The organism is Streptomyces sp. NPDC057682 (assembly GCF_042799575.1).
GTDB lineage: Bacteria > Actinomycetota > Actinomycetes > Streptomycetales > Streptomycetaceae > Streptomyces.
On the sequence record NZ_JBHVIN010000002.1, the window covers coordinates 262,104 to 285,624 of the forward strand.

Genomic DNA, 23,521 nt, shown 5'->3' on the forward strand with positions numbered 1-23,521 from the left:
GCCCCGCCCCGGGGCCGCGCCCGCACCCCCGTGCCGGGGGCGCACATCCGTACGGAGATCATGGCGGGATGTCCGCCGTGCTCTCCGCCTTCACCCCGATCTGGCTGCTGACCGGTATCGGGTACGCGGTCGGCCGGGGCGGACTCCTGGGTGAGCAGGCGGAGTCCGTCCTCGGCCGTTTCGTCTTCCATGTGGCGATGCCCGCCGCCCTGTTCACGATGGTGTCCGGGGCGCGGCCGGGCACGTTCGCGCATCCGTCGCTGGTGGCCTTCGGGGCGGGCACGGCCGCCGTGTCCGCGCTGGGCTACGCGGTCTTCCGGCGGAGCTTCGGCCGGGACCGGGCCGGGGCGGCGATCGGCGCCATGTCCTGCGGCTACGTCAACTCCGCCAACCTGGGCATCCCGGTGGCCGTGCAGGTGCTGGGGGACGCCTCGTTCGTCGCCCAGATCATCCTGTTCCAGGTGCTGCTGGTCTCGCCGGTGATCCTGACCCTGCTGGACTCGGGCACCCGCGAGCGCGGCGGGCGGCCCCGCGAGGGGCTGCGGCGCATGGTCACCCTGCCGGTCCGCAATCCGATCATCCTGGCCTCGCTGCTCGGGGTGGCCGTCGCCGCGACGGGGCTGCGTCCGCCCGCCGCGCTCACCCGCCCCCTGGACGTGCTCGGGGCCGCCGCCGTGCCCACCGCGCTCGTCGCGCTGGGGCTGTCGCTGCACCGGGGCCCCGGGGGCGGCACGGGCCCGGGGCCCCGGCGGGCGGAGACGGCGGTGGCGGTCGGGCTGAAGACCCTGGCGCAGCCGCTGGCCGCGTTCCTCGTCGCCGGTCCGCTGATGGGCCTGCCCGCGCACCAGCTCCTGGCCGTGGTGATCTGCTCCGCGCTGCCGACCGCGCAGAACGCCTTCGTCTACGCCCGCGAATACGGTCTGGACACCGGCCCGGCCCGGGACTCCGTGATGGTCTCCACGCTGGTGTCGATGGTGACGCTGTCCCTGGCCGCCTGGGCGCTGGGGCCGTCGGGCTGATCCGCCCGAATGGCGGTCACGGGGCCGGGAGCGGATGCTGGAGGGGCGACGATCCACCGGTGAGGGGGGCGGGACGGCCACGGCCTCCCACCCCCCTCACCACGTCGTGTTCAGGCGCTCTCGGGCACCCGCGTCTGCGGTGCCAGCGGGTCCGGGTCCTTCTTCGCCTCCGGCCGCTCCACCGGGGCGCGCAGCCGGCGGGGGCCGCACAGCACATGGGTGAGCCCGAAGCCGAGGGCGACCACCAGGGCCCCGCCCACCGCGTCGAGCACCCAGTGGTTCCCGGTCGCGACGATCGTGGAGACCGTGAACAGCGGGTGCAGCACACCCAGCGCCTTCATCCAGAGCTTCGGGGCGAGCATCACGATGACCACCCCGCACCACAGCGACCAGCCGAAGTGCAGCGAGGGCATCGCGGCGTACTGGTTGGTCACCCCGGTCAGCGTGCCGTAGTCCGGCTTGGCGAAGTCCTGGACGCCGTGGACGGTGTCGATGAAGCCGAGGCCCGGCATCAGCCGGGGCGGGGCGAGCGGGTAGAGCCAGAAGCCGACCAGGGCCAGCACGGTGGCGAAGCCGATGGAGCTGCGCACCCAGCGGTAGTCGGCGGGGCGGCGGACGTAGAGCACACCGAGGATGGCGAGCGGCACGACGAAGTGGAACGTCGAGTAGTAGTAGTCGAAGAAGTCCCGCAGCCAGTCCACCTTCACGACCGCGTGGTTGACCCAGTGCTCGATGTCGATGTGCAGCCACTGCTCCAGCGAGTGGATCTGCCGTCCGTGGTGCTCGGCGGTGGAACGGCCGGCCGTCGCGGCGAGGCGCACATGCTGGTACGCGGAGTAGACGACCCGGATCAGCAGCAGTTCGAGCAGCAGATTGGGCCGGCTCGTCACCCGCCGCCAGAACGGCAGCAGCGGCACCCGGCTCCAGCGGGAGGCCACCGGGGCCCGGTAGTCGGTGGGGACCGGGTGCTGCCAGTACGGCGAGGTGCGGGGCAGGAAGGGGGCGGCGACCGCGGCCCCGAGCGCGGCGATCAGCAGCACGTTGTCGCGGACCGGGAACATCGCCTCGATGTTCGGCAGCAGCATCTTGCCCGGCAGCGTCAGGACGAGGACGACCACGGCCGGCCACACCAGCCGGTCGGAGGCCCGCTTCCCGACCCGGCCCACCACGGCGAGCAGCACCCACAGCAGCTGGTGCTGCCAGGCCGTCGGGGAGACGGCGACGGCGACGCAGCCGGTCACGGCGACGGCGAGCAGCAATTGTCCGTCCCGGGCGTAGCGCACCGCGCGGCGCAGACCGACGAGGACGACGGCGGCGGCCAGGACCAGGAAGAGCGTGATCTCCAGTGGCCCGCTCAGGCCGGACCGGAGCAGCGCGCCGTGCAGGGACTGGTTGGCGAGACTGTCGGCCTGGTCGCCGAGGCCGGCGCCCGCGACATGGTGCACCCAGTACGACCACGAGTCGTGCGGCATCGCGGCCCAGGCGAGTGCCGTGCAGACGGCGAAGGCGGCGCCGCCGGTGAGGGCGGCGGCCCGTCTGCCGGTCAGCCAGAACAGCACGGTGAAGAGGAGCACGGTCGGCTGGAGGGCGGCGGCGATGCCGACGAGCACGCCGGAGGCGCGCTCGCCCCGGACCGCGAAGCAGCCGACGAGGACCAGGAGGACCGGCAGGATGCTGGTCTGGCCGAGGTGGAGGGCGTTGCGCACCGGCAGCGAGAGCATCAGCAGGCTGATCGCGACGGGGGCGGCGAGCAGCGCGGTGCGGCGGCCGACGGGGGCGGGCAGCGCGCGGGCGGCGACGACACCGAGCGCGGCGACCAGGAGCAGCGAGCCGAAGGTCCAGACGACGCCGAGGTTCTGTTCGGCCAGGCGGGTCAGCGGCTTGAGGACGAGCCCGGCGAACGGGGTGCCGGTGAAGCGGTCGGTGTCGTACAGGGAGCCCGTCACATGGAGCACACCGTTGTCACCGATCCAGGTCTCCAGGTCGGTGAGCCGTTCGCCGGGCGGCTGCCGCAGCACCACCGCCATCTGCCGCACCGCCAGCACCGCCACGACCAGCCAGAGCACGGCGCGGGCCGCCCCGGTCCTCGCTCCCGTCACCGCGTCCCCGTGCACCCTGTGCTCCGCATTCGCCACGTTGCGCCGACCCTCCTGACATCCGTCACCGTTTGTGCGTGTCCGTCATGCTCTGAAACCTTCGCATTGCGCTCTGGGGAAGACCCAATCAACCCCCTCTTCGCCTGACTGTCATCCGGCTTTTGTCCGAAAGAATGCCCGGCCATGGTGTAACGGGCTCGCGCGGGGCCGTACGGGCGGGCCGGACACGCGGGAACCGGGGCGGTCGGACGCACGTCTGAGCCCCTAATCGGCGATCACGGGGAGGCCAGGAGAGATGCGCGGTTCGGGGAACGGGCGCGGGGACCGGCACCGGCGGCGCGGCTGGACGGCACGGGCGCTGTCGCTGGTGCTGCTGGTGCTCTCGTTGCAGGTGGGATCGCTGGTGGCACCGGCGTACGCCTGCGGCTGCGGGGCCATGGTCGTGGATCCCGCGCACTCGGTGACGGTCGGCCGGGAGACGTCCGTGGTGAGCTGGGACGGGACCACCGAGCAGATCGTGATGCGGCTGACGGTGCGCGGGGACGCCCCCGAGGCCGCCTGGATCATGCCGGTGCCGCACCGGGCGACGGTCGAGCTGGGTGAGCCTTCTCTCTTCTCCGAACTGGAGTCCCTGGCCGCCCCGGTGCGCCGCGAGCGCCACTACTTCTGGCCGCGCTCGGACGACTGGCCGTTCGGCGGTTCCGGGCACGCCGTCGGGGACGCCGCCCCCGCGCCCGGCGCGGCCCGCCCGGTCGAGGTCGTCGGCCGGGAGCGGCTCGGCCCCTTCGACGTGGCCCGGCTGGCGGCGACCGACCCACAGGCGCTGGAGTCCTGGCTGAAGCTGAACGGCTTCGAACTCCCGGACCGGCTGGCGAGCGCGCTGCGCCCGTACGTCGAGCAGAAGTGGGAGTACGTGGCGGTGCGGCTGGCCCCCAGCCGGAGCGGGGTGCCGTTGAGCGGCACGCTGGACCCGCTGCGGCTGCGCTTCGCCAGCGACCGCCTCGTCTATCCGATGCGCCTGTCCGAACTGGCCGCGACCCCGCAGTCGCTGGGGCTCTACGTGCTGGCCGCGCACCGGATGGAGCCGAGCGGCACGATCGGCGGGCAGCGGCCCGAGGTGACGTACGCGGGGCGGGTGGACACCGTCGCCGAGCACGACCGCTACCCGGCGATGAGCATGCTGGCGGGCCGGAAGCCGGTCTTCGTCACGGCGATCGAGCAGTCCTTCCCGCGTCCGGAGCTGATCGACGGGGACCACATCCTGCGGGCCGCCGACGCGGACACCCCGTACCAGCGGGTGACCTACCGGGACACGCTGCTGACGGTGGGCGGCGTCCCGGTCTGGGCGCTGACCGTGTTCGGCGGGGCGGCGGCGGTGACCGGCGCGCTGGTGTGGGCACTGCGGGCCCGGCGGCGGCGCCCGGTGCCGCCCCCGCCGCCGGTGACGGTCCCGCCGCCGCTGGGCTGAGCGGAGGCGGACCGGGGCGGAGGATCCGGGGGTCACTCCTCTTCCGGGATGCCCGCCTGCCAACCGGTGAACAGCGGCACCTCGCCCCCGTTGTCCAGGACGACGACGCCGAAGGGCCGGTCGAAGGCGATGTGGAGGCGGCGCGGCGGTGCGGCCGGCGCGGCTCCGCCTCTGGTGACGGCCACGGTGACGGCCGCCGCCTCCACGCCCTCCTCGGCCACCTTCACCACCGCTTCCTGGACCACCTGGGAGAGCGTCAGCGGCTCCTGGGAGATGCCGGAGAGGTCGGCGGACATGGACACCGCCTCCCGGATGCCGAGGGCCGGCAGCTGGCCGGTGACCCGGATATGCGTACGCAGGGTGAAGCGCGGGACGGTCATACTCACGTGAGCCGCCCCGGCGGCGGTGCGCCGGTCCGCCGGGGCCCAGGCCGCGGGCAGCACCTCGGCCGCGCCCGCGCCCGGTTCGCCCAGCACCAGCCGGACCCTGGCCGGTGCCCCGCCGCCCTCACCGGCCCGGCACTGCAGCTCGACGACCCGCACGGACCCCACGGTCCACGTCTCCCACGGCTCGGGTTCGCCGTACATCGTCGGCACCGGGCGGCTCGTCCCGTCGGCGGCGGTGAACGGCAGGTCCTCGGTCCCGGCCCGCTCGAACGGCACCTCCCAGCGGGCCCTGAGCGCGAGCACGTTGACGAGGACGAGCAGCGTCGAGGGGTCGATCCGCAGGGGCAGCCGGCCGATCAGCCCCTCGGTCGCCTCCCGCACCCACGCGTCGGCCCCCGAGGGGTCCATGGGCCCGAAGCGGACGTCCGCCAGGGCCGCCTCGTACTCCGGACGCACCGGCACCCGGCTCCAGACCCGGGTCGCCACCCTCAGCGCGTCGGTCGCGGTCAGCTCACGGGAGGCGGCCGTCACCGCCTCGGCGGCCTCCTCCCCCGCGGCCCCGAGCACGGCACGCAGTTCGTCGGCCGTGGTGCCGCGCGCCCCGGCGGCGACGGCGGACAGGGCCAGCCACAGTCCGGCGGGCGAGCAGACGAAGCTCGTCCCCGGCCGCACGGCCATCTCCCCGATCCACCGCTCGGCGAGACCGCGTACGGCCTCGCCTCTGGTCATCCGTTCCGCCTCCGGCACGTCCGGCCCCCTGTCGCCCTGTCATCAATCCGTTTTCCGCACAGGTGTACGCGAGGACAGAATGACCCGGTGACATGGACCGTGACCCCCGAACGCTTCGATTCGCCCGATGCCGCGCTGCTGCGCCGGGACTACTACGACGAAGTGGCGAGCCGCTACTGGGGGCGTCCCGCGACCGCGCGCGAGATCGACGAGGGGCTGACCGACGACGGGGCGGAGCTGCTCGCGCCGCCCGCCGGCGCCTTCGTCGTCGGCCGCCTCGACGGCCGGGCGGAGGCGTGCGCCGGTCTGGTCCTGGGGGAGGCGGGGACGGCGGAGCTGACCCGGGTCTTCGTGCGCCCCGGGGCCCGCGGTACGGGCGGCGGCGGACTGCTGCTCGCGGCGGTCGAGGAGCTGGCCCGGACCGCGGGCGTCCGCCTGCTGCGCCTGGACACCCGGTCCGATCTCGTCGAGGCCCGCGGGCTGTACGCCAAGCACGGCTACCGGGAGGTCCCGGCCTTCCACCACCGGCAGTACGCCGAGCACTGGTTCGCCAAGGAGCTGTAGGGGATCCGGGGCTCAGACGGGCGGCGGCTCATGGCGGTGGCCGGCCGCGTGGTCCCGCCGGGGCTCGGGGCTGTGCGGGCGCTCCTTGCTCGACCCGTTGGTCTCCTCGGTCAGCTCCGCCACCAGGGCCACCAGGTCCGTCGGCCGGTCCGGCCCCCACCAGTCGCCCAGCAGTTCGGCCAGCGACTCCTCACGGGCGCGGGCGAGCTTCACCACGGCCTCGGCGCCCGGTTCGGTGAGGACCAGCTGCACCCCGATCCGGCGGGCCAGCCCGCGTTCCTCCAGTTGCCGGGCCGCGTCGCTGATCACCCGGAGCGGCACGGGGGCGATGTCGGCGAGCCGGGAGGGCTCCACGGTGCCGTGGCGTTTGATGCGCAGCAGCATCCACCCGGCGGCGGGCAGGAGGTCGTACCCGGCCCGTTCGGTGATCTTCACATAGATCTCGCGGCGCCCCTCCCGGGTGGCCAGGACGGAGAGCGCGCGGGCGCATTCGTCGTACGAGGAGCGCTCGACCGGGTTGGAGGCCAGGGTCTCGCTGGGGTCCGGGGCGGTCACCGAACCGCGCAGCTTGTCCTCCTTGAGCAGCCAGGCGAAGAGGAAGGCGACCAGGACGACGGGGGCGGCGTACAGGAACACATCGGTGATCGAGGTGGAGTACGCGTGCAGGACCGGCTGCCGGAGGGACGGCGGGAGCTGGGAGATGGCCCGGGGGTCGGCGGCGAGGCTGTCCGCGCTGACGCCGGGCGGGAGGGTGCGGCCGGCGAGCGCGGTGCCGAGTTTGTCGGTGAGGCGGTTGGTGAAGATGGTGCCGAAGACGGCGACGCCGAACGAGGCTCCGATGGACCGGAAGAAGGTCGCCCCGGAGGTGGCGACGCCGAGGTCCTGGTACGAGACGGCGTTCTGCACCACGAGGACGAGGACCTGCATGACCAGGCCGAGGCCCGCGCCGAAGACGAAGAAGTAGATGCTCATCTCCCACGTGGGGCTCGTCTCCGTGAGCCGGTGCAGCAGGAGCAGGCCGACCGCGGTGAGGCCGGTGCCGACGACGGGGAAGACCTTCCAGCGGCCGGTGCGGCTGACGACCTGCCCGGACGCGGTGGAGGTGATGAGCAGCCCGAACACCATCGGGAGCATGTGCACACCGGACATGGTCGGCGTGATGCCGTGCACCACCTGGAGGAACGTCGGCAGGTAGGTCATGGCGCCGAACATCGCGAAGCCGACGACGAAGCTGATCACCGCGACGAGGCTGAAGGTCCTGATCCGGAACAGCTTCAGCGGCAGCACGGGCTCCGCGGCGCGCCGCTCCGCGTACACGAAGGCGATCAGCAGCACCACGCTGAGCGCGGCCAGCGCGATGATCTGCGCCGAGCCCCAGGCCCAGGTCGTCCCGCCGAGCGAGGCGACGAGGACCAGACAGGTGGCGACCGAGGCGATGAGGAAGGTGCCGAGGTAGTCGATGGTGTGCGGGGTGCGGCGGACCGGGATGTGGAGCACGGCGGCGATGACGACGAGGGCGACCACACCGATGGGCAGATTGATGTAGAAGACCCAGCGCCAGCTGAGGTGCTCGGTGAAGAAGCCGCCCAGCAGCGGTCCGAGGACGCTGGTCGCGCCGAACACCGCACCGAACAGCCCCTGGTACTTGCCGCGTTCGCGCGGGGCGACGATGTCCCCGACGATCGCCATCGACAGCACCATCAGCCCGCCGCCGCCGAGGCCCTGGAGGGCCCGGAAGGCGATCAGCTGCGGCATGTTCTGGGCGATGCCGCAGAGCGCCGAGCCGATCAGGAAGATGACGATCGCGATCTGGAAGAGGCGCTTGCGGCCGTACTGGTCGCCGAGCTTGCCCCAGAGCGGAGTCGCCGCGGTCGAGGCCAGCAGATAGGCGGTGACCACCCACGACAGATGCTCCAGACCGCCGAGGTCGCTGACGATCGTCGGCAGCGCCGTGGAGACGATGGTCTGGTCGAGCGCCGCCAGCAGCATGCCGAGGAGCAGGGCCCCGATCGCCACCAGGACGGAGCGGGTGGAGCGCTCGGCTCCGGGGGCCGGGGCGGGGCTCAGCTGCTGGGCCATGAAACATCTCCTCGGATCCGCTACACCCCCATCCTGTCCGTTCCGTCCCGTTATGGCCTGCCGAGGGGCCGGGTGATTGGGCTTCCCGGCGGCGGGCTGCATAATCGCAGGCAGTTCAAGGGGAGGGGACCCACCATGGCCGGACATATGTGCCCGGAGTGCGGTACGGACAGCAGACCCGACGGCGCTCCGCGCTGCGCCTGCGCGGCGCGGGCGGCCCACGGCGGCCCCGGCCCGTACGGCACCGGCGGCCCGGTTCCGTACGGCACCGGCGAGGTGGACCGCGCCGCCGAGCAGCGGCGCATCGCCGCGCAGCACGCCGAGCGCACGGCGGAGGCCGCGGCGGCGGAGGACTTCGACCCGCTGCGCATCCGGCCGTACGTGACGCTGGGCGGCGCGGACACCGCCCCGGCGGCGGACGGGGCACCGGAAGGGGGCCACGACGGCCGGTCCGGGGACGCCGCGACGACCATGCCGCTGTTCCTGGACCCCGCCGGGCCCGGCCCGCACCCGGGCCCGCTGCCGGACGCGGTGGCGCCCGGCACCCCGCTCGTGACGGCGGGACCCGACCCGGTCCAGCCGCGCCGCCGCAGGCCCTTCGCCGCCCTGATGGCGGGGGCGGCCGTGGTGACGGTGGTCGGCACGGCCGCGTTCATCGGCGGACTGTTCGACGGCAGCGCCGACAAGGAGGCGGACCTGGACCAGGCGATGCCCTCCACCGTGGCGACCCTGCCCGAGGAGGACGCCGAGCCCACGGCCCCGGCCTCCGCCTCGCCCACCCCCTCCGCGACGCGCCCGGCCTCCGCCTCCCCGTCCGCCTCGGCGTCGGCGTCCGCGTCCGTGTCCACCCGCCCCTCCGCCTCGGCGACCCGGTCCGCACCGGCCTCCCCCACCCCGTCGGCGCCCTCCTCGTCCCCCGCGGCCACGCCCTCCGGCAGCAGCCCGGCCCTGGCCCCGCCGGGCGGCTCGCAGGGCGGGGGCCCCACGCTCCGCCTCGGGGACCGGGGGCCCGAGGTGACCGAGCTGCAGCTCCGGCTCCAGGAGGTCTGGGTCCTGGGAGGCGGCGAGGTCGGCGACGACTACACCAAACGGGTCGAGAAGGCCGTGCGCGACTTCCAGGTCTGGTGGGGCGTCCAGGGCGACCCCGAGGGCGTCTACGGCCCGGAGACCCGCCGGCGGCTGGAGGGCGCCACCACCGGCCGGGGGCGCGACTGACCGGCACCCCCGCCTCCGGGCAGGGGGATTCGCTTTCCCGCTCCCGTTTTTGTATCGTGGAGGAACAAAGTGGCCTCCGCGCGCACACCCTGACCGGCGAGCGGGGGCCGCTTGTTCTCCCCCGCGCCGCACACCCCACTGCGGCGCTCGTTCCCCCTTGGAGCCCGCCCATGCCGGCCACCGCCCTCACCGCCCACGCCCTCCTCCTCGACATGGACGGCACCCTGGTGAACTCGGACGCCGTCGTGGAGCGGTGCTGGCGGCGCTGGGCGCTGCGGATGGGCCTGGACCCCGAGGAGGCGCTCAAGGTCGTGCACGGCCGCCAGGGGTACGCCACCATGGCCGCGCTCCTCCCGGACCGCCCGATGGAACAGAACTACGCGGACAACCGGGTGATGCTCGCCGAGGAGACCGCCGACACCGACGGCGTCGTCCCGGTCGGCGGCGCCGCCGCGTTCATGGACGCGATCGCGGCCCTGCCGCACGCCCTGGTCACCTCGGCGGATCTGGCACTGGCCCGCGCCCGGATGGGTGCGGCCGGGCTGCGGATGCCCGACTTCAAGGTCACCGCCGAGAGCGTCGGCGCCAGCAAGCCGGACCCCGAGGGCTTCCTGAAGGGCGCGGCGGGCCTCGGCTTCGCCCCGGCGGACTGCGTGGTCTTCGAGGACTCCGAGGCGGGCATCGCGGCCGGCCGCGCGGCGGGCATGCGCGTGGTGGGCGTGGGCCCCCGCGCGGCGGCCCTCTCCCCCGACGCGCACGTGGACGATCTGACCCGGCTCCGCGTGGACCCGGCGGCGGACGGCACGATCACGCTCCACTTCGACGTGCGCTGACCCACGCGCCGGGGTCGCCCACACCCCGTCACACACCAGCACCACGAACCTTCGTACGGCCCTCGCCCCCACCGGGCGGGGGCCGTACGCATGCGCTCCCGCGCGGGTCATGAGGGCCGACTCGTCCCCGTATCCGGTGTTCCGCGCCCGCGCGCACGGCCCCGCACGCCCCCCGCACCACGACGCCCTCTGTCAGATCCCTTGATGTGACGTGCCCATGTCGCCACCCTGTTACCTGGCGCCCACCCCACGGAAACCCGGCGCCGCCACGATGGCCGGGCCGTTTCGGCGACCGGGTCTTCTTCCCCCCACATCAAGGGAGTTCGCATGTCAGGTGTCTACGCGCGTCGCATAGCCGTCCTCGCCGCATCCGCCGCGCTCGCCGCCACCACCGGCCTGCTCACCGCCCCCCAGGCCCAGGCGGCGATGCCCACTCCGGTCTCGGCATCCACGGCCCGCACCTATCTGAGCCAGCTCACCGTGAAGGCGGAGGGCTCGTCCACGGGCTACAGCCGCGACAAGTTCCCGCACTGGATCACCCAGTCCGGCGCCTGCAACACGCGCGAGGTCGTCCTGGAGCGCGACGGCACGAACGTCACACAGGACTCCAGCTGCGCCGCGGTCAGCGGGAGTTGGTACTCGCAGTACGACGGCGCGACCTGGACCGCGGCGTCCGACCTCGACATCGACCACATGGTCCCGCTCGCCGAGGCCTGGCGCTCCGGCGCCTCCGGCTGGACGACGGCCCAGCGCCAGGCGTACGCCAACGATCTGACCCGCCCCCAGCTCATCGCCGTCACCGACAACGTCAACCAGTCCAAGGGCGACAAGGACCCGGCCGACTGGCTTCCGCCCCGCACCGCCTACCGCTGCACCTACGCACGCGCCTGGGTGCACGTGAAGCACTACTACGACCTGAGCGTCGACTCCGCCGAGAAGAGCGCCCTGCAGTCCGTACTGAACGGCTGCTGACCGAGCGTCGCGAGAGGAAGCCGCCGCGCCGGCCCACCCGGGTCCGGTGCGGCGGCTTCGCCGTGCCCGCGCGCTCCTGACACCGACGCATTTTCGGCCGAGTACGAGGAAGGGCCCGGGACGACGGCACGCTCCGCGCGGCCCCGTACGGCACTCCGCACGGCCGCCGCCGCACGCGCGGCAGACGCCGCCTCCGCACCGGCGCCGGGCACGGAACCCGGGGCCCGCCGCTGCCTCCAACGAGGCACGTCCGAGCGAGCCGGTCACCCGGCGCGGTGACCCACCTCGAACGGTCTCCGGTTCGGCGTCCAACCAAAGACACATGGCACGAGTGGCCGGAAAACTGCGCTGACATTGGTTCAGGCCAAGTCATGAGCCGCAGGTCCCCTGTTGGAGAGGGTATCCGCCCATGCGCTGACCGGTGACGGTCCATCGATTTTCAGCCAGTCGACAAAATGTTGAACTTGCAAGCATTGGTCAGGCCTACCTAATCTGTGGCGCTCAGTCGGTTCACGTCCCCACCAGACCGAAGGAGCTCCCCCCATGTACACACGCCTCAACCAGGCCCAGCCCTACGCCCTCGCGCTCTTCCGCATCGTCGTCGGCCTGCTGTTCGCCTGCCACGGCGCTGCATCGCTCTTCGGTGTGCTCGGCGGCGCCATGGGCGGCGGGACCATACCCGCCGGCACCTGGCCCGGCTGGTACGCGGCCGTCATCCAGCTCGTCGGCGGCAGCCTCGTGATCCTGGGCCTCGGCACCCGTATCGCCGCTCTCGTCTCGTCCGGCTCGATGGCGTACGCGTACTTCAAGGTTCACCAGCCCGAAGCACTCTTCCCGCTCCAGAACGGTGGTGAACCTTCCGCCGTGTACTGCTGGGTCTTCCTGCTCCTCGTCTTCACCGGCCCCGGCGCGTTCGCCCTGGACCGGCTGTTCACCGCCCGCGCCGCCGCACAGGGCACCGCCGACCGCGCCTCCGAGGCGAAGTCCCCGGTCGCCGCCTGACGCCTCCCCCCGTCAGCGGTCCACGGACCCGCGCCGACCGGGTCCGCCCGACCCCGACCCCCGCCGCACCCCGCACCCCGCACCCCGCACCCCGCACCGAACGACGCGGATGCCCGCAAAAGCCGCAAGGCATCCGCACGGGCGGGGACGCGGGTGCGCGAGGGGCGCGGGGGCCACGTGAGATGCCCAACATCGCTCATATATATGGATCACCGGGTGAACGGCAGGCGTACGCTGTACAGCTGGCCCTGCCGCTCCTGCCGCTCCCCTGCGACGTCGCGGCGTTGTTACGAATCGGGGAGTCGTAGGTGTTCGAGAGCGTGGGTGCGCTGATCGGCAGTCCATGGATCTATGCCGTGGTCGCCCTCTCCGTACTGCTCGACGTCTTCCTCCCCGTCCTGCCGAGCGGGGTCCTCGTGATCACCGCCGCCACGGCCGCCGCCGCGGGCACCACGACCGTCGCCGCCGACGCCGCGGGCGCGGCCCGTCACGTGGCCGAGGTGCCCTCGCTCCTGGCCCTGGTCCTGTGCGCCGCCACCGCCTCGGTGCTCGGCGACCTCGTCGCGTACAAGCTCGCCTGGCGCGGCGGCGAACGGCTGGACCGCGCCATCGCACGCTCCCGCCGCCTCACCTCCGCGCAGGAACGGCTCGGCGCCGCCCTGAGCCGCGGCGGCGGTGTCCTCGTCGTCATCGCGCGCTTCGCCCCGGCCGGCCGGTCGGTGGTCTCACTGGGCGCCGGGGCGTCGCACCGCGACGTCAAGGAGTTCCTGCCGTGGTCCGCCGTGGCCGGTGTGGCCTGGGCGGGGTACAGCGTGGGCCTCGGTTACGTCGGCGCGCAGTGGCTGGGCGCTAGCTGGCTCGGCACCGCCGTCTCGGTCCTGGCGCTGTTCGTCGCCGGGGCGTTCGCCGCGTTCCTGATGAAGCGGCCCGCCGCGGCCGCGGCGGCCGCGTCCGTCCCTACGGCGTCCTGACACCACCCCGCACTTCCAGTCCGTCCAGCAGCCGGGCGGTCGCCTCGGCGATCTCGTCGACCGCGCGGTCGAACACTTCCTTGTTGTGCGCGGCAGGGGCGCGGAAGCCGGACACCTTGCGGACGAACTGCAGGGCGGCGGCGCGGATGTCCTCCTCGGTGGCTTCCTCGGGGAGGGCGGGCGGGCGGAGAGTCTTGATACTGCGGCACATGACTCCAGTGTGACCCGCACCACTGACAACGCGCCGGGACGCGGGCCAGGGCGGTCCGGGACCGCTCACGTCCCGCGCCTCCCCCGTGCCCGCGCCCGCTGCCGGACGTGCGTCTACGGCACCGGCGCCTTTCTCCTCGCCCGCACGCCCGCGTGCCCGCTGCCGGACGGCCCTCCCTCTCAGGCCAGTCCGCTGAGGGAGTCGCCGATGTACTTGGCGCCGAGGACGACCAGCACGGTCGTCATGATCGCCGCGTTGTGCCGCCCCATCCACTCCTTCCACTCGCCGAGCACCCGGGCGGACCGCGCGCCGCCGAAGAGGTACACGGCCAGGGGCAGCGTGGTGCAGAGCGAGGCGACGACGACCATCAGGACGCCCGCGACGGCCTTCCCCCCGGCGTCCGCGGTGCTGGAGGCGATCGAGACCGCCCCGCCGACGGCCAGCACGAGGTTCTTCGGATTGGCCACGGCCAGCGCGGCGGCCAGCCCGGCCGCCTTCACCGGCGTGAAGCCGTCGATCGCCCGCATCCATCCGGGCTGCCCGGCCTCCTGCCCCTCCTTCGGGCGCCCCCGCCACTGCCGGACCGCCATCAGCACGAACAGCACCCCCAGCGCCAGCTTCAGCCACAGGGTCCAGGTGGCGGGTCCGCCGTCCCCGGCGGCGTCGGCCCCCGATCCCGCGAGGACGACGACCGCGACCAGGACGGCCAGCGAGACCGTCCACCCCACGGTGAAGGCGATGCCGTTGGACCGGCCGCGCGGGGTGGCGAGCATGAGGATCACGGCGATCAGCGGCAGCGGACTGATCGCGATACCGACGGCGGACGCCAGCATCTGCCCGACGGCATCACCCATGACCGGCCACCCCGGACCGTCCGGCCACCCCGGACCGTCCGGCCATCCCGGACCGTCGGGCCGGCCCGGCGGCGGGCGTCCGCACGCCCGTCACCGCCGGACCCGCCCCTCGGCCTGTGTGCATCAGAGGACCGGCTCGGAGCGGTCCGTGCACAGGGCCCAGATCACGAAGGTGTCGATCGCCAGGGAGACGACCGCCCAGATGGGCTGGTAGGGCAGCCACATGAAGTTGGCGATCATATTGAGCGCCGCCAGCCCCACACCGATGCCGCGCGCCCAGCCCGAGCCCCTGAGGATGCCCCAGCCGACGACGGCAATGATCACCCCGAGGACGAGGTGGATCCATCCCCAGGTGGTCGTGTTGAACTTGAAGACGTAGTCGTTGATCCGTGCGTAGACGTCGTTCGACGCGATGCCGGCGATGCCCTTGATCGCTCCGAGCACCCCGTCGACCATCAGCAGCACGCCGGCGAACATGACCCCTCCGGCCGCCCAGGGATTGGGTCCGGCGGGCGCGGAGGACGGTGCGGCGGGGCCTGCGGGGGACGGGCCGCCGGGCGTGGGCGCGGACTGTGCCATGAGAACTCCAACCTCCTGGGCCGGTGGGTCCGTGTGTCTGACCGACCCTGCGCGGCACCTCGCGGGGCGACCACTTGGACGCGTCCGTCCGGGTGACGGGGAGAGGGCACCGGGCCGTCCCGCACCCGCCCCCCGCCACGGGGTCCCGGCTCACCCCGCCCCGGCCCCCGGCCTCGCGCTTCCCGGACCGACATATGCCGATGGGTGACTTATCATGCGGGCATGAGTGATCGCGCGATGCAGGAACCGACGCTGCTGCTGCTCACCGCCCTCGCGGACGAGCCCCGTCACGGCTACGCGATCGCCCGCGAGGTCGAGAAGATCTCGGACGGCCGGGTCAGGATGCGTACGGGCACGCTGTACGGCGGACTGGAGCGGCTGCTCAACGAGGGCCTGATCGAGGTGCACGCGGAGGAGGTCGTGGACAGCCGGCTGCGCCGTACGTACACGCTCACGGCCGCGGGCCGCGACAGCCTGGCCGCGGAGGCCCGGCGGATCGCCGCCACCGCGCGCGAGGCGACCCGGCGCCTGGGGGTCGCGGGGAAGCCGGCCACGGCGTGAGCACACCGCTGCTGCGGCTGTATCCGGCCGGCTTCCGCCGGGACTTCGGGGACGAGATCGCCGCGTCGTACCACGAGGCGGTCGAGGGGGCGGGCCGGTGGGCCCGCGCCCGGGAGGCCGGCGACATCGTGGCGCACGCGCTGCGGCTGCGGCTGGGGCTCGGTTCGTCCCAGCGCGGCGGCCCGCTGTTCGCCGCCGCCGCGCCGTTCGCCCTGGCCGCCACGGCCGCCTACGCGGCGTTCACCCTGGTGTCGCTCGTCGGGGACCGGTACATCAGCGGGAGCCCGGACTTCCTGGTCCCGCTGAGCTATGTGATGGGCGGCTGCGCCCTCGTCACGCTGACCGGCGCCGTCCTCGCGCTGGGCGGACGGTTCGCCGCGGGCGCGCGGTGGGCGTGCGCCGGCACGGTGACGTACGCGGCGGTCCTGTACGCGATGACGCTGCCCGCCCACGCGTCGATGCCGTGGCAGGCGGCACTGTTCCTCGCGGCCCCGTCGCTGGTGGCCGCACTCCCCCTGGCCTGCCCGCCGGACCTGCGCCCGCCGGGCCGGGTCCGGAGCGGGGCGGGGCGGGTGGCACTGACGGTCTGGGCCCTGGTGGGCGTGGTCGCCGTGGCGCTGTGGGACGCCCGGGGCATCGGCTCCGTGGTGCACTGGCGCCTGGGCGTCCCGGTGGCCGCCGCCCTGCTCCTGGCGGGCCGCCGGCCGCCGGCCCGTATCCGCACCACCGGCCGGTTCGCCCTGGCGGCGGCCCCGTTCCTCGCGATCGGGTTCTGCGCGGGCGTGGTCGACGCGGACACACTGCTCCCGTCCGTGGCCGTCCTGGCGGGCGCTGCGGCGGCGCTGCGGCTGCGGCGGGCGTACGGAAGGCGCTCGGACCCCGCCCGCCCGCGCTGATCCGGCTCAGCCGGCGGTGACGCGGATCTTCGACTGTCCGTGCCCGAGCTTCTCCCAGTCGTCCATGAAGCGGGCGGTCAGGCCGTGCCCGGCGGCGAGGTCCACGAGGGTCTCGGTCCGGTAGTAGAAGTCCTCGCGCAGGACCTGGTGCTCGGTGCCGGTGGTGCGGTCGAAGGTGAAGTCGAAGTGTCCGCCCGGCGCGAGCACGCGCCCCACGTGGGCGAGGCATTCGTCGATGATCTCGATCGGCGAGTGCGAGAAGACGCTGTGCGCGTGGACGACGTCGAAGTAGGCGTCGGGGAGGAAGTCCAGCGTCAGGTCCTTGGTGAGGGTCAGGTGCGGGACCTTGTCCTGGAGGCCCTGGGCGGTCAGTGTCCGCTTGGCGGCGATGAGGATGTCGGGCGAGATGTCGATGCCGTAGTAGTTCCCGGCTTCGAGGTGGTCGATGAAGTGCCACCCGGCCCGCAGGTTGCCGCAGCCGATGTCGAGCATGCGGGCCCCGGGGGCGAGCCCGTGCGCCAGCAGGTAGTCGAACTGCATCTTCCCGAGCGCCAGCCACCGTTCGTGCGTCTGGCTGCCCACGGCCGCCTCGGGGTTGCGCCGGGTGTCGGAGGCCATGACGGCCCGGTAGTAGTTCACGTGGTCCGGGTGCTTGAAGGCCAGCCAGCGGTCCCGTGCGGCCCGCTTGAGGTACGGGGCTATCCGGTCCGGCCGGCTCGCCGCGTACCGCACCTTGTGGGCGAGGGTCTCCCGGTTGGCGACGAGGTTCTTCTTGGACGCCATGTCTGCTCCGTTCCGTCTCCGCTGCACGGCGTGGGCGGGGCACGGCCGCAGCGTGGACCGGCCCCGGGGCGGGGATCGCGTGGACCACTATAGGTCGGTGACCGACATATACAAATCACCGACACAATCACGCTCACCCCTCCCCGGGCCCGGCCACGCCCCGGAGAGACGTGACCGGTCACCGCACCCGGGGGCGGGGCGTCAGCCCGTCACAGGATCTCGATGTCCTTCACCTTCGGCGGGTTGTTGGGGAAGGTGATGTCATGCCACCGGTCGATCCGTACGGAGTCGCCGTTGGCGTCGTAGTAGATGAGGTCGTTGTTCCCCGTGGAGATCCTGTCGACCCACCAGTTGCCGAAGCCGGTCCGCCCGGCGTTGGCGTAGCAGTCGACGCTCTGGGTGCCCCCGTTGTGGGACCAGATCTTCAGGAAGTTCTCGCCGCCGCGGCATTCGACGTGGTCGATCGCGGACGCGTTGCCGCTCATGCCGAACGTGAAGGCGGTGGCGGCCGCGAGCGACACGGTCAAGGCGCGAGCGATCCGCTTGCTTTTCGAGATCACGCATTCCCTTTCACATAAAGGACGGCCCGCGGGCCGTCCTTCCGAATTGGGCCATCGGCATTCCCCTACGAACTCCCGCACAGGGGCATGAGACCCCCTGGACAGCCCGAACGATGGCTTCTCCACGCTATCGAGGACATAAAGCCCCGACGGACACCCGCAGATGAAACGCACCCAACGGGTGAAACACCCCGGACGCCACCCGCCGGAGAGGAGCCAGAGAAGGCGTGTTGACGCCCGAACTCGCCGTCTGACCAGCCGAATTGACCTCTACCACCGACAACTCGCGGCAGATTGGCGCCACTCCCCCGTCGCCATCCCGCGATCCATGCGCGTAAGGTCCATTACCATCACACCTTGTTCACACGGACGAGTAATCCGGCCGCAGTTGACGGCCAGGTACGGGAGCAGTGAAGTATGCGCGCACGCATGAGCGGAAGATGGGCCGTTCTCGGCGGGGTGACCGCACTCACGACCTCCCTGCTGATCTCCGCACCGGCACGGGCCGAGGAACCCCTCGACGCCCTCGGCGAAGTCCTCTTCCCCGTCTCCGCCACCGATCTGATCACCGCGGACACCGTGGAGAACGTCCCCACCGTCACCCCGAAGGAACCTTTCCCCACCACCCCCGCCCAGGCCGCCTCCGCCACCACCGCCACCTGCCTCGGCGACACCGCCACCTACGGCGCCCAGGGCTGCTTCCAGCACAACGGCGACACCACCTGGGTCGCCGACACCGTCGCCGACGGCATGTCCGCCGCCGTCGGCGTCTACACCGACTACGGACGCCCCTCCTTCGTCTGCATCAACAACCAGGGCGCCCACACCTGGGCCACCTGCAAGAAGGACTACCGCGAGGGCGGCAACGTCCGGCTCCGCATCCTCCGCTACGACGGCGACACCGGAAAGTTCTACCAACCGCAGTCCTGGTCCGGCTGGATCCCGGTCGACGGCCAGTACTGACCACCGGTTCGTCTGCCGGAGCCCCGGCGCCCCCGTACCGCGGGCGACCGCTTCCGTTGATGTTGGATGTAGATGCCGAAGGCCCCCAACCATGATCGGTTGGGGGCCTTCGTCGGGCTACCTACTGGTGGGCGCGGACGGTTTCGAACCGCCGACATCTGCTTTGTAAGAGCAGCGCTCTACCCCTGAGCTACGCACCCGTGGATGAAGGAACAGGTTACATGGCGGGCGGGGCCTGTCGACAATCGGTTCGGTGGGGGGGGAACGGGGGGATATCCCCACCCCGGAGACGGGAGCGGGCCGGATCGTGCGGGGGACGGGGGGTGCATAGCTTGGGGGTCTACAGCCGGTCGTACAAAACAGGGGGACTTGATCGCATGCGTAGCTCTGACCGCAGCCTCGGGAACGTCAGCAGGGTCAGCCGCGTCGCGGGGCGGCGGAGGCTGGTGCGGGGGGCGGTGGCCGCCGGTGGGGTGGGGGTGCTGGTGTGGGGGTTGAGCGGGTGCGGGAGTACGGATGTGGACGGGGCGAAGGCGGAGCACCGGTCGTTCGCGTACAGCGGGAAGGCGCTGACGATCGACGCGCGGAACTCGACGGTGGAGCTGGTGCCCGCGGATGTGGACGGGATCGAGGTGACCCGGAAGGTGGACGGATGGGTCATGTTCGGGAGCGGGCCGGATCCGGTGTGGAAGCTGGAGGGGGACAAACTGACGCTGCGGGTGAAGTGCGACGCGCTGATCAGTGACTGCGGGGCGCGGCACACGGTGAAGGTGCCCCGGGGGATCGCGCTGACCGTGGACGCGGCGAACGGGAAGGTGACCGCGTCGGGGTTCCGCACGTCGCTGAAGCTGTCCTCGGACAACGGCGGGGTGGTGGTGCGGGACGTGAGCGGGCCGCTGGAGCTGAAGAGCGACAACGGGTCGGTGCGGGGCGAGCGGGTCTCGGCGGGCTCCGTCGTGGTGCGGTCGGACAACGGGGGTGTGCGGCTCGGCTTCAGCCGGGTGCCGGACCTGGTGGACGGCGTGAGCGACAACGGGAGCATCACCATCGATCTGCCGTCGGGCCCGGAGCGGTACGCCGTGTCCGCCACGGCCGACAACGGGCACGTCTCCGTGAAGGTTCCCCGCAGTGACGACAGCCGTCACGCGGTGAAGGTGCACAGCGACAACGGGCAAGTCACGGTACGAACCGCGAACTAACCGGCCCGTGTGTTCGTCCTTACCTGGTGGGAGAATGTACCGGGCAGGGCGAAACGGCACGGGAGAGGGATGTGACGGCGACACACGCGAAGCCGCAGGCCGGAGCGGGTGCGAGTTCCGCCGTCAGTGATGTCCCGGCCGGCTCGCGGGCCCGCGGGGTGCGTGACGCGTTCCTGCTCCTGCTGCTGCCCGTGCCGCTGCTCGCCGCGGCGCTGCCCGCCGCCTTCGCCGGCGGGGGGACGCGCCGCTGGTTCGGCGGGCGCGGGGAGAGCCAGCGGGCCGAGGCGCAGGCCGCGCGGGACGCCGCCGCGGAGGCCTTCTACCAACTGGACACCGCCCAACGCGATCTTGAGATCTCCATCGAGACCATCACCGCCGTGGACAGCTCTCCGGCCGCGCGCAAGGCCGTAGACGACTTCGCGGCCCTCGGCCGGCGCATCGACGAGGTCAGCCACTCCTACATCACCGCCGTCGACGCCCACGACCTGGACCGGGACGATCTGGAGCCCTCCGCAGCCTCCCGGGCCAGGAGCGAGCTGTCCGCCGCCAAGGACGAGCTGGTACGGGTCAAGGGCGAGCTCGACCGTTTCGCCGCCGGGCTCGCGCCACTGCTCGGTACGGCGGAGACCCAGCTCGCCCGGCTCGCCCCCGCCGTGGAGCGGGCGCGTCAGGCGCTCCTCGCCGCGAGCAACGCACTCGACGCGGTGCGGGCCTCCGGGCTGCGCGCGGACGACCTCGCCGCGCGGCTCGCCGCCCTCGCCCCCGAGCTGACCAAGCTCAACCAGGGCGCCGGCAAGCACGGCGTCCCCGAGACGCTCCAGCGCGCCGACCGGGTCGTGCGCGACGCGGAGTCCGTACGGGCCGAGGCGGCGAAGCTGCCCGAGCGCGCCGCCGAGATCGACAAGCGGCTGGTCACGCTGCGGACCCGCGCCCAGGCGCTGACCACCCGCGCGGCCTCCGTCGAGCCGGTCCTCAGCGAGCTGCGCCGCCGGTTCTCCGCGGCCTGCTGGCAGGATCTCCAGCCGGTGCCCGAGCAGGCCGTCGTCACCGTGCGCCAGGCCGAGGAGAAGCTGAAGGAGGCCGCGAAGGCCCGCGACGAGCAGCGCTGGGCCGACGCCACGTCCCGGCTCAGCACCGTCCGCGCCCTGCTCAACGCCACCGACGAGGCGGTCTCCGCCGCCGGTGACCGGCTCCAGCGGCTGGACGCCGTCGCCAAGGACCCGCAGCAGGAGATCCAGCGGACCCGCTTCGCCCTCCGTGACGCCCAGCGCCTCGCCATGGCCGGTCGCCACACCCCCGAGCCGCGCCACGCCCGGCCGCTCGACGACGCCGTCGCCCGCCTCGACCGGGCCGTCACCGCCCTCGAAGACCGCCACCCCGACTACTGGCACTTCCTGACCGTCACCGAAGGCATCCGGCAGACCGCCGCCCACGTCGTCTCCGAGATCCGCGAGGAGCGCGGCGCGGGGGCCGGCTGACGGCGGACCGGGACCGCGAACCAGCCGACCAGCGCGAAAAGCCCGCACCTCGCCCGCATGCGCCCCCCGCCTCTCCGCGTGATCCTGGAGGTACGTGAAGGAGGCCCCCGCCATGGCCGGCCATGTGCTGCATCCCGTACGAGGAGCCCGAAGGTCCTCCGGCCGTCGCCGTACCGCCCGGCTGGACGAGCAGTTGCCCGTCGACCACCGGCTCAGCCGGGTCTATCGCGTCGGCGCGGGGCTGATGGGTCTGGTGCTGCTCGCCTTCGGGATCCTGGGGCTCTTCGACCGGGTCGGCTTCTTCGACACCGGCGGTGACACCGTGGCCGGGCTGAACACCAACGGCGCGCTGAGCGTGCTGTCGATCGCGGTGGGGCTGCTGCTGTTCCTCGGGATGGTGATCGGCGGCAATCTCGCCTCGACGCTCAACATGGTGCTCGGCGTCGCCTTCGTCCTCAGCGGGTTCGTGAATCTCGCCCTGCTCGACACGGGGCTCAATTTCCTCGCCTTCGAGATGCAGAACGTGCTGTTCAGCTTTGTCGTCGGTCTGCTGCTGATGATGTTCGGGATGTACGGGCGGGTCAGCGGCGGGCTCCCCCACGACAACCCGTACTGGCGCGCCCGCCACCCCGAGGAGGCCGCGCACGAGCGGCGGCGGGCGCGGCGGCGGACGGTCGAGGAGATGCCGGTCGTCCGGCGGTCGTCGCCCGGTGCGTCCGGCGGCCGGAGCGACGGGCCCGCGTAACGTCGCCGGAACGGGTCCGCGCAACGCCGCCGCCACCGGGACGTGCCCCCCTCACTCCTCCCGCAGCCAGGCCAGGGCGATGTGGGCGTCGGCGAAGCGCCAGCCCGCCGGGGTGCGCACGGCCTCGCAGGTCATGCGGAGCCCGCTCGAGCGGTGCGGGGCGCTGCCCTCGCGGTAGAAGTACGTCACTCCGTTCGCGGTGGTCCGCGCGCGGTCGCCGTCGACCTGTACGAGGACGCTCGTGTAGGTGTGCTGCGAGCGTTCGTCGCCGGAGGTGCTCCGCTTCAGGAGCGCGGTCACCTCGTCGAGGCCGTGCAGCTCCCCCTTGGGGGAACGCACGACGACGGACTCGTGGTAGACCGTGCCGGCGTCCTCGATCCGGCGTTCGTCCAGCAGGCCGCCCAGCCGGGCGAACAGGTCGCCCACCTCCATCCGGTCCACGATCTCGCGCTGTGCCGTGTCGCTCAGGTCCGTCATGCCGGTTCCCTTCACCTTGATGTGGGTGTAACCAACGTTGGCGACACCCACACTAAAGGATGAGTGTGGGTGCCTCCAACACTTCTGTCGATAGAATGCGGCCATGGACGACATCCCCGAGCGGCTGACCACGAAGCCCAGCTGGCTGATCACACAACTGGCCGTGCACGCCCGCCGGCTGGCGTCCGAGGGCTTCGCCGCCGCCGGTGCGCGCGGGTACCACTACCGGATCCTGTCCACGCTGCGGGAGTTCGGGCCGGCCAGCCAGGCGGACCTGGGGCGCCGCGGGCGCATCGACCGCAAGGACATGGTCACGGCCGTCAAGCAGCTCGCCGAACAGGGTTACGTCGACCGGGTACCGGACCCCGACCACGGGCGGCGCAACCGGGTGACGCTCACCGAGAGCGGACTGCGCCAACTCCAGCGCATGGACGGGCTGCTCGACCGGGTGCAGGACGATCTGCTCGCGCCGCTCTCCCCGGAGGACCGCCGCACCCTCACCGAGCTTCTCGGCCGGGTCCTCGCGCACCACGAACCGCGCTGACCCACCACGAACCGCACCGACCCACCGGGGATCACGGAACAGCCCTTAGCCTGGGGCCATGCCTCGTTACGAATACCGCTGCCGCTCCTGCGGAGACACCTTCGAACTGAGCCGGCCCATGGCCGAGTCCTCGGACCCCGCCTCCTGCCCCGCCGGGCACGAGGACACCGTGAAACTGCTGTCCACGGTCTCCGTGGGCGGATCGTCCACCGGTTCCGCGCCCGCCCCCTCGGCCGGTGGCGGAGGCGGAGGCGGCTGCTGCGGCGGGGGCTGCTGCGGCTGAACCGCGCCGGTACCCCGGCGGCCGAGGCGACACTGTTGGCGTCACCGAGGCCGC

The 23,521-nt window shown here is 72.8% G+C and carries 25 protein-coding genes and 1 tRNA gene; 16 read left to right on the top strand and 10 right to left on the bottom strand.

Going from position 1 to position 23,521, the window contains the following annotated elements; genetic code table 11:
• Positions 1–68: 68 nt before the first annotated feature.
• Positions 69–1,019, top strand: a complete 951-nt coding sequence (locus ACFVDM_RS03895) for an AEC family transporter (protein WP_383632732.1) — start codon at positions 69–71, stop codon at positions 1,017–1,019.
• A 110-nt stretch (positions 1,020–1,129) separates the two neighbouring features.
• On the opposite strand, the gene ACFVDM_RS03900 is transcribed toward ACFVDM_RS03895, so the two are convergent.
• The gene (locus tag ACFVDM_RS03900) at positions 1,130–3,085 is read right to left on the bottom strand and encodes a bifunctional glycosyltransferase 87/phosphatase PAP2 family protein (RefSeq protein WP_383633526.1); all 1,956 of its coding nucleotides are present in this window, start codon (positions 3,083–3,085) and stop codon (positions 1,130–1,132) included.
• Between the two features lie 325 nt (positions 3,086–3,410).
• On the opposite strand from ACFVDM_RS03900, the gene ACFVDM_RS03905 reads away from it, so the two are divergent.
• Entirely contained in the window at positions 3,411–4,583 is a 1,173-nt protein-coding gene (locus ACFVDM_RS03905) for a DUF2330 domain-containing protein (RefSeq protein ID WP_383632735.1), read from the top strand.
• A gap of 32 nt (positions 4,584–4,615) precedes the next feature.
• Here the strand turns inward: ACFVDM_RS03905 and ACFVDM_RS03910 are convergent, their stop codons facing one another.
• Positions 4,616–5,698 carry a serpin family protein gene (locus tag ACFVDM_RS03910; protein WP_383632738.1) on the bottom strand — a complete coding sequence of 361 codons (1,083 nt, stop codon included), beginning with the start codon at positions 5,696–5,698 and terminating at the stop codon, positions 4,616–4,618.
• A gap of 87 nt (positions 5,699–5,785) precedes the next feature.
• On the opposite strand from ACFVDM_RS03910, the gene ACFVDM_RS03915 reads away from it, so the two are divergent.
• Positions 5,786–6,262 (top strand): GNAT family N-acetyltransferase, encoded by a 477-nt coding sequence (locus ACFVDM_RS03915; RefSeq protein ID WP_383632741.1) that lies wholly within the window; start codon positions 5,786–5,788, stop codon positions 6,260–6,262.
• A gap of 12 nt (positions 6,263–6,274) precedes the next feature.
• Here the strand turns inward: ACFVDM_RS03915 and ACFVDM_RS03920 are convergent, their stop codons facing one another.
• Positions 6,275–8,341, bottom strand: coding sequence for an MFS transporter (locus ACFVDM_RS03920; protein WP_383632744.1), 2,067 nt, complete (start codon positions 8,339–8,341; stop codon positions 6,275–6,277).
• Between the two features lie 135 nt (positions 8,342–8,476).
• Here ACFVDM_RS03920 and ACFVDM_RS03925 point away from each other — a divergent pair, with 135 nt between their 5' ends.
• The 5 genes from ACFVDM_RS03925 to ACFVDM_RS03945 all read left to right on the top strand — a co-directional run bounded on the left by ACFVDM_RS03925 (position 8,477) and on the right by ACFVDM_RS03945 (position 13,334).
• Positions 8,477–9,556, top strand: a complete 1,080-nt coding sequence (locus ACFVDM_RS03925) for a peptidoglycan-binding protein (protein WP_383632747.1) — start codon at positions 8,477–8,479, stop codon at positions 9,554–9,556.
• 170 nt (positions 9,557–9,726) lie between these two features.
• A complete protein-coding gene (locus ACFVDM_RS03930; RefSeq protein ID WP_383632750.1) occupies positions 9,727–10,389 on the top strand; it encodes an HAD-IA family hydrolase in 663 nt (220 codons plus the stop codon).
• 327 nt (positions 10,390–10,716) lie between these two features.
• Complete coding sequence (locus ACFVDM_RS03935) at positions 10,717–11,361, top strand: HNH endonuclease family protein (protein WP_383632753.1); 645 nt, start codon at positions 10,717–10,719, stop codon at positions 11,359–11,361.
• Between the two features lie 543 nt (positions 11,362–11,904).
• Positions 11,905–12,363 (top strand): DoxX family protein, encoded by a 459-nt coding sequence (locus ACFVDM_RS03940; protein ID WP_383632756.1) that lies wholly within the window; start codon positions 11,905–11,907, stop codon positions 12,361–12,363.
• 308 nt (positions 12,364–12,671) lie between these two features.
• Complete coding sequence (locus tag ACFVDM_RS03945) at positions 12,672–13,334, top strand: DedA family protein (protein WP_383632759.1); 663 nt, start codon at positions 12,672–12,674, stop codon at positions 13,332–13,334.
• Here ACFVDM_RS03945 and ACFVDM_RS03950 read toward each other — a convergent pair.
• From ACFVDM_RS03950 to ACFVDM_RS03960, 3 genes are all read right to left on the bottom strand, one after another.
• Positions 13,321–13,545 carry a DUF2277 domain-containing protein gene (locus ACFVDM_RS03950; RefSeq protein WP_383632762.1) on the bottom strand — a complete coding sequence of 75 codons (225 nt, stop codon included), beginning with the start codon at positions 13,543–13,545 and terminating at the stop codon, positions 13,321–13,323. The two genes, ACFVDM_RS03945 and ACFVDM_RS03950, sit on opposite strands and share 14 nt — an antisense overlap.
• Positions 13,546–13,724: 179 nt before the next feature.
• Positions 13,725–14,399, bottom strand: coding sequence for a GAP family protein (locus ACFVDM_RS03955; protein WP_383632765.1), 675 nt, complete (start codon positions 14,397–14,399; stop codon positions 13,725–13,727).
• 123 nt (positions 14,400–14,522) lie between these two features.
• Positions 14,523–14,978: a hypothetical protein gene (locus ACFVDM_RS03960; protein ID WP_383632768.1), complete on the bottom strand. Its 456-nt coding sequence runs from the start codon at positions 14,976–14,978 to the stop codon at positions 14,523–14,525.
• Between the two features lie 222 nt (positions 14,979–15,200).
• On the opposite strand from ACFVDM_RS03960, the gene ACFVDM_RS03965 reads away from it, so the two are divergent.
• Together ACFVDM_RS03965 and ACFVDM_RS03970 are read left to right on the top strand one after the other, a co-directional pair.
• The gene (locus ACFVDM_RS03965; protein WP_383632771.1) at positions 15,201–15,539 is read left to right on the top strand and encodes a PadR family transcriptional regulator; all 339 of its coding nucleotides are present in this window, start codon (positions 15,201–15,203) and stop codon (positions 15,537–15,539) included.
• Positions 15,536–16,435 (top strand): hypothetical protein, encoded by a 900-nt coding sequence (locus tag ACFVDM_RS03970; RefSeq protein WP_383632774.1) that lies wholly within the window; start codon positions 15,536–15,538, stop codon positions 16,433–16,435. The genes ACFVDM_RS03965 and ACFVDM_RS03970 overlap by 4 nt, the downstream gene beginning before the upstream one ends.
• A gap of 6 nt (positions 16,436–16,441) precedes the next feature.
• Here ACFVDM_RS03970 and ACFVDM_RS03975 read toward each other — a convergent pair whose 3' ends face one another.
• Both ACFVDM_RS03975 and ACFVDM_RS03980 read right to left on the bottom strand, forming a co-directional pair.
• Positions 16,442–17,218, bottom strand: a complete 777-nt coding sequence (locus ACFVDM_RS03975; RefSeq protein WP_383632778.1) for a class I SAM-dependent methyltransferase — start codon at positions 17,216–17,218, stop codon at positions 16,442–16,444.
• A 209-nt stretch (positions 17,219–17,427) separates the two neighbouring features.
• On the bottom strand, positions 17,428–17,778 hold the full coding sequence (locus ACFVDM_RS03980) for a beta/gamma crystallin domain-containing protein (RefSeq protein WP_383632781.1): 351 nt from the start codon (positions 17,776–17,778) through the stop codon (positions 17,428–17,430).
• A 429-nt stretch (positions 17,779–18,207) separates the two neighbouring features.
• On the opposite strand from ACFVDM_RS03980, the gene ACFVDM_RS03985 reads away from it, so the two are divergent.
• Entirely contained in the window at positions 18,208–18,741 is a 534-nt protein-coding gene (locus ACFVDM_RS03985) for a hypothetical protein (protein ID WP_383632783.1), read from the top strand.
• A 125-nt stretch (positions 18,742–18,866) separates the two neighbouring features.
• Here the strand turns inward: ACFVDM_RS03985 and ACFVDM_RS03990 are convergent.
• Positions 18,867–18,941 (bottom strand) — tRNA-Val (locus ACFVDM_RS03990).
• A gap of 258 nt (positions 18,942–19,199) precedes the next feature.
• Between ACFVDM_RS03990 and ACFVDM_RS03995 the strand changes: the two genes are divergently transcribed.
• From ACFVDM_RS03995 to ACFVDM_RS04005, 3 genes are all read left to right on the top strand, one after another.
• Entirely contained in the window at positions 19,200–19,940 is a 741-nt protein-coding gene (locus ACFVDM_RS03995) for a DUF4097 family beta strand repeat-containing protein (protein WP_383633529.1), read from the top strand.
• A 71-nt stretch (positions 19,941–20,011) separates the two neighbouring features.
• Positions 20,012–21,418: a hypothetical protein gene (locus ACFVDM_RS04000; RefSeq protein ID WP_383632786.1), complete on the top strand. Its 1,407-nt coding sequence runs from the start codon at positions 20,012–20,014 to the stop codon at positions 21,416–21,418.
• Positions 21,419–21,530: 112 nt separating this feature from the next.
• Complete coding sequence (locus ACFVDM_RS04005) at positions 21,531–22,163, top strand: DUF4383 domain-containing protein (RefSeq protein WP_383633532.1); 633 nt, start codon at positions 21,531–21,533, stop codon at positions 22,161–22,163.
• 51 nt (positions 22,164–22,214) lie between these two features.
• On the opposite strand, the gene ACFVDM_RS04010 is transcribed toward ACFVDM_RS04005, so the two are convergent.
• Entirely contained in the window at positions 22,215–22,640 is a 426-nt protein-coding gene (locus ACFVDM_RS04010) for a nuclear transport factor 2 family protein (RefSeq protein WP_383632789.1), read from the bottom strand.
• A 103-nt stretch (positions 22,641–22,743) separates the two neighbouring features.
• On the opposite strand from ACFVDM_RS04010, the gene ACFVDM_RS04015 reads away from it, so the two are divergent.
• Together ACFVDM_RS04015 and ACFVDM_RS04020 are read left to right on the top strand one after the other, a co-directional pair.
• Complete coding sequence (locus ACFVDM_RS04015; RefSeq protein WP_383632792.1) at positions 22,744–23,184, top strand: MarR family winged helix-turn-helix transcriptional regulator; 441 nt, start codon at positions 22,744–22,746, stop codon at positions 23,182–23,184.
• A gap of 58 nt (positions 23,185–23,242) precedes the next feature.
• On the top strand, positions 23,243–23,467 hold the full coding sequence (locus ACFVDM_RS04020; protein ID WP_383632795.1) for a zinc ribbon domain-containing protein: 225 nt from the start codon (positions 23,243–23,245) through the stop codon (positions 23,465–23,467).
• Positions 23,468–23,521: the final 54 nt, after the last annotated feature.

What these genes read in the sequence shown, in the direction of transcription:
- ACFVDM_RS03985 (WP_383632783.1), top strand. Translation starts at nt 18,208, where the DNA reads ATGAGCGGAAGATGGGCCGTTCTCGGCGGGGTGACCGCACTCACGACC.
- ACFVDM_RS03895 (WP_383632732.1), top strand. Translation starts at nt 69, where the DNA reads ATGTCCGCCGTGCTCTCCGCCTTCACCCCGATCTGGCTGCTGACCGGT.
- ACFVDM_RS03955 (WP_383632765.1), bottom strand. Translation starts at nt 14,399, where the DNA reads ATGGGTGATGCCGTCGGGCAGATGCTGGCGTCCGCCGTCGGTATCGCG.
- ACFVDM_RS04010 (WP_383632789.1), bottom strand. Translation starts at nt 22,640, where the DNA reads ATGACGGACCTGAGCGACACGGCACAGCGCGAGATCGTGGACCGGATG.
- ACFVDM_RS03965 (WP_383632771.1), top strand. Translation starts at nt 15,201, where the DNA reads ATGAGTGATCGCGCGATGCAGGAACCGACGCTGCTGCTGCTCACCGCC.
- ACFVDM_RS04020 (WP_383632795.1), top strand. Translation starts at nt 23,243, where the DNA reads ATGCCTCGTTACGAATACCGCTGCCGCTCCTGCGGAGACACCTTCGAA.
- ACFVDM_RS03925 (WP_383632747.1), top strand. Translation starts at nt 8,477, where the DNA reads ATGGCCGGACATATGTGCCCGGAGTGCGGTACGGACAGCAGACCCGAC.
- ACFVDM_RS03935 (WP_383632753.1), top strand. Translation starts at nt 10,717, where the DNA reads ATGTCAGGTGTCTACGCGCGTCGCATAGCCGTCCTCGCCGCATCCGCC.
- ACFVDM_RS03960 (WP_383632768.1), bottom strand. Translation starts at nt 14,978, where the DNA reads ATGGCACAGTCCGCGCCCACGCCCGGCGGCCCGTCCCCCGCAGGCCCC.
- ACFVDM_RS04015 (WP_383632792.1), top strand. Translation starts at nt 22,744, where the DNA reads ATGGACGACATCCCCGAGCGGCTGACCACGAAGCCCAGCTGGCTGATC.
- ACFVDM_RS03920 (WP_383632744.1), bottom strand. Translation starts at nt 8,341, where the DNA reads ATGGCCCAGCAGCTGAGCCCCGCCCCGGCCCCCGGAGCCGAGCGCTCC.
- ACFVDM_RS04005 (WP_383633532.1), top strand. Translation starts at nt 21,531, where the DNA reads ATGGCCGGCCATGTGCTGCATCCCGTACGAGGAGCCCGAAGGTCCTCC.
- ACFVDM_RS03910 (WP_383632738.1), bottom strand. Translation starts at nt 5,698, where the DNA reads ATGACCAGAGGCGAGGCCGTACGCGGTCTCGCCGAGCGGTGGATCGGG.
- ACFVDM_RS03930 (WP_383632750.1), top strand. Translation starts at nt 9,727, where the DNA reads ATGCCGGCCACCGCCCTCACCGCCCACGCCCTCCTCCTCGACATGGAC.
- ACFVDM_RS03975 (WP_383632778.1), bottom strand. Translation starts at nt 17,218, where the DNA reads ATGGCGTCCAAGAAGAACCTCGTCGCCAACCGGGAGACCCTCGCCCAC.
- ACFVDM_RS03940 (WP_383632756.1), top strand. Translation starts at nt 11,905, where the DNA reads ATGTACACACGCCTCAACCAGGCCCAGCCCTACGCCCTCGCGCTCTTC.
- ACFVDM_RS03905 (WP_383632735.1), top strand. Translation starts at nt 3,411, where the DNA reads ATGCGCGGTTCGGGGAACGGGCGCGGGGACCGGCACCGGCGGCGCGGC.
- ACFVDM_RS03950 (WP_383632762.1), bottom strand. Translation starts at nt 13,545, where the DNA reads ATGTGCCGCAGTATCAAGACTCTCCGCCCGCCCGCCCTCCCCGAGGAA.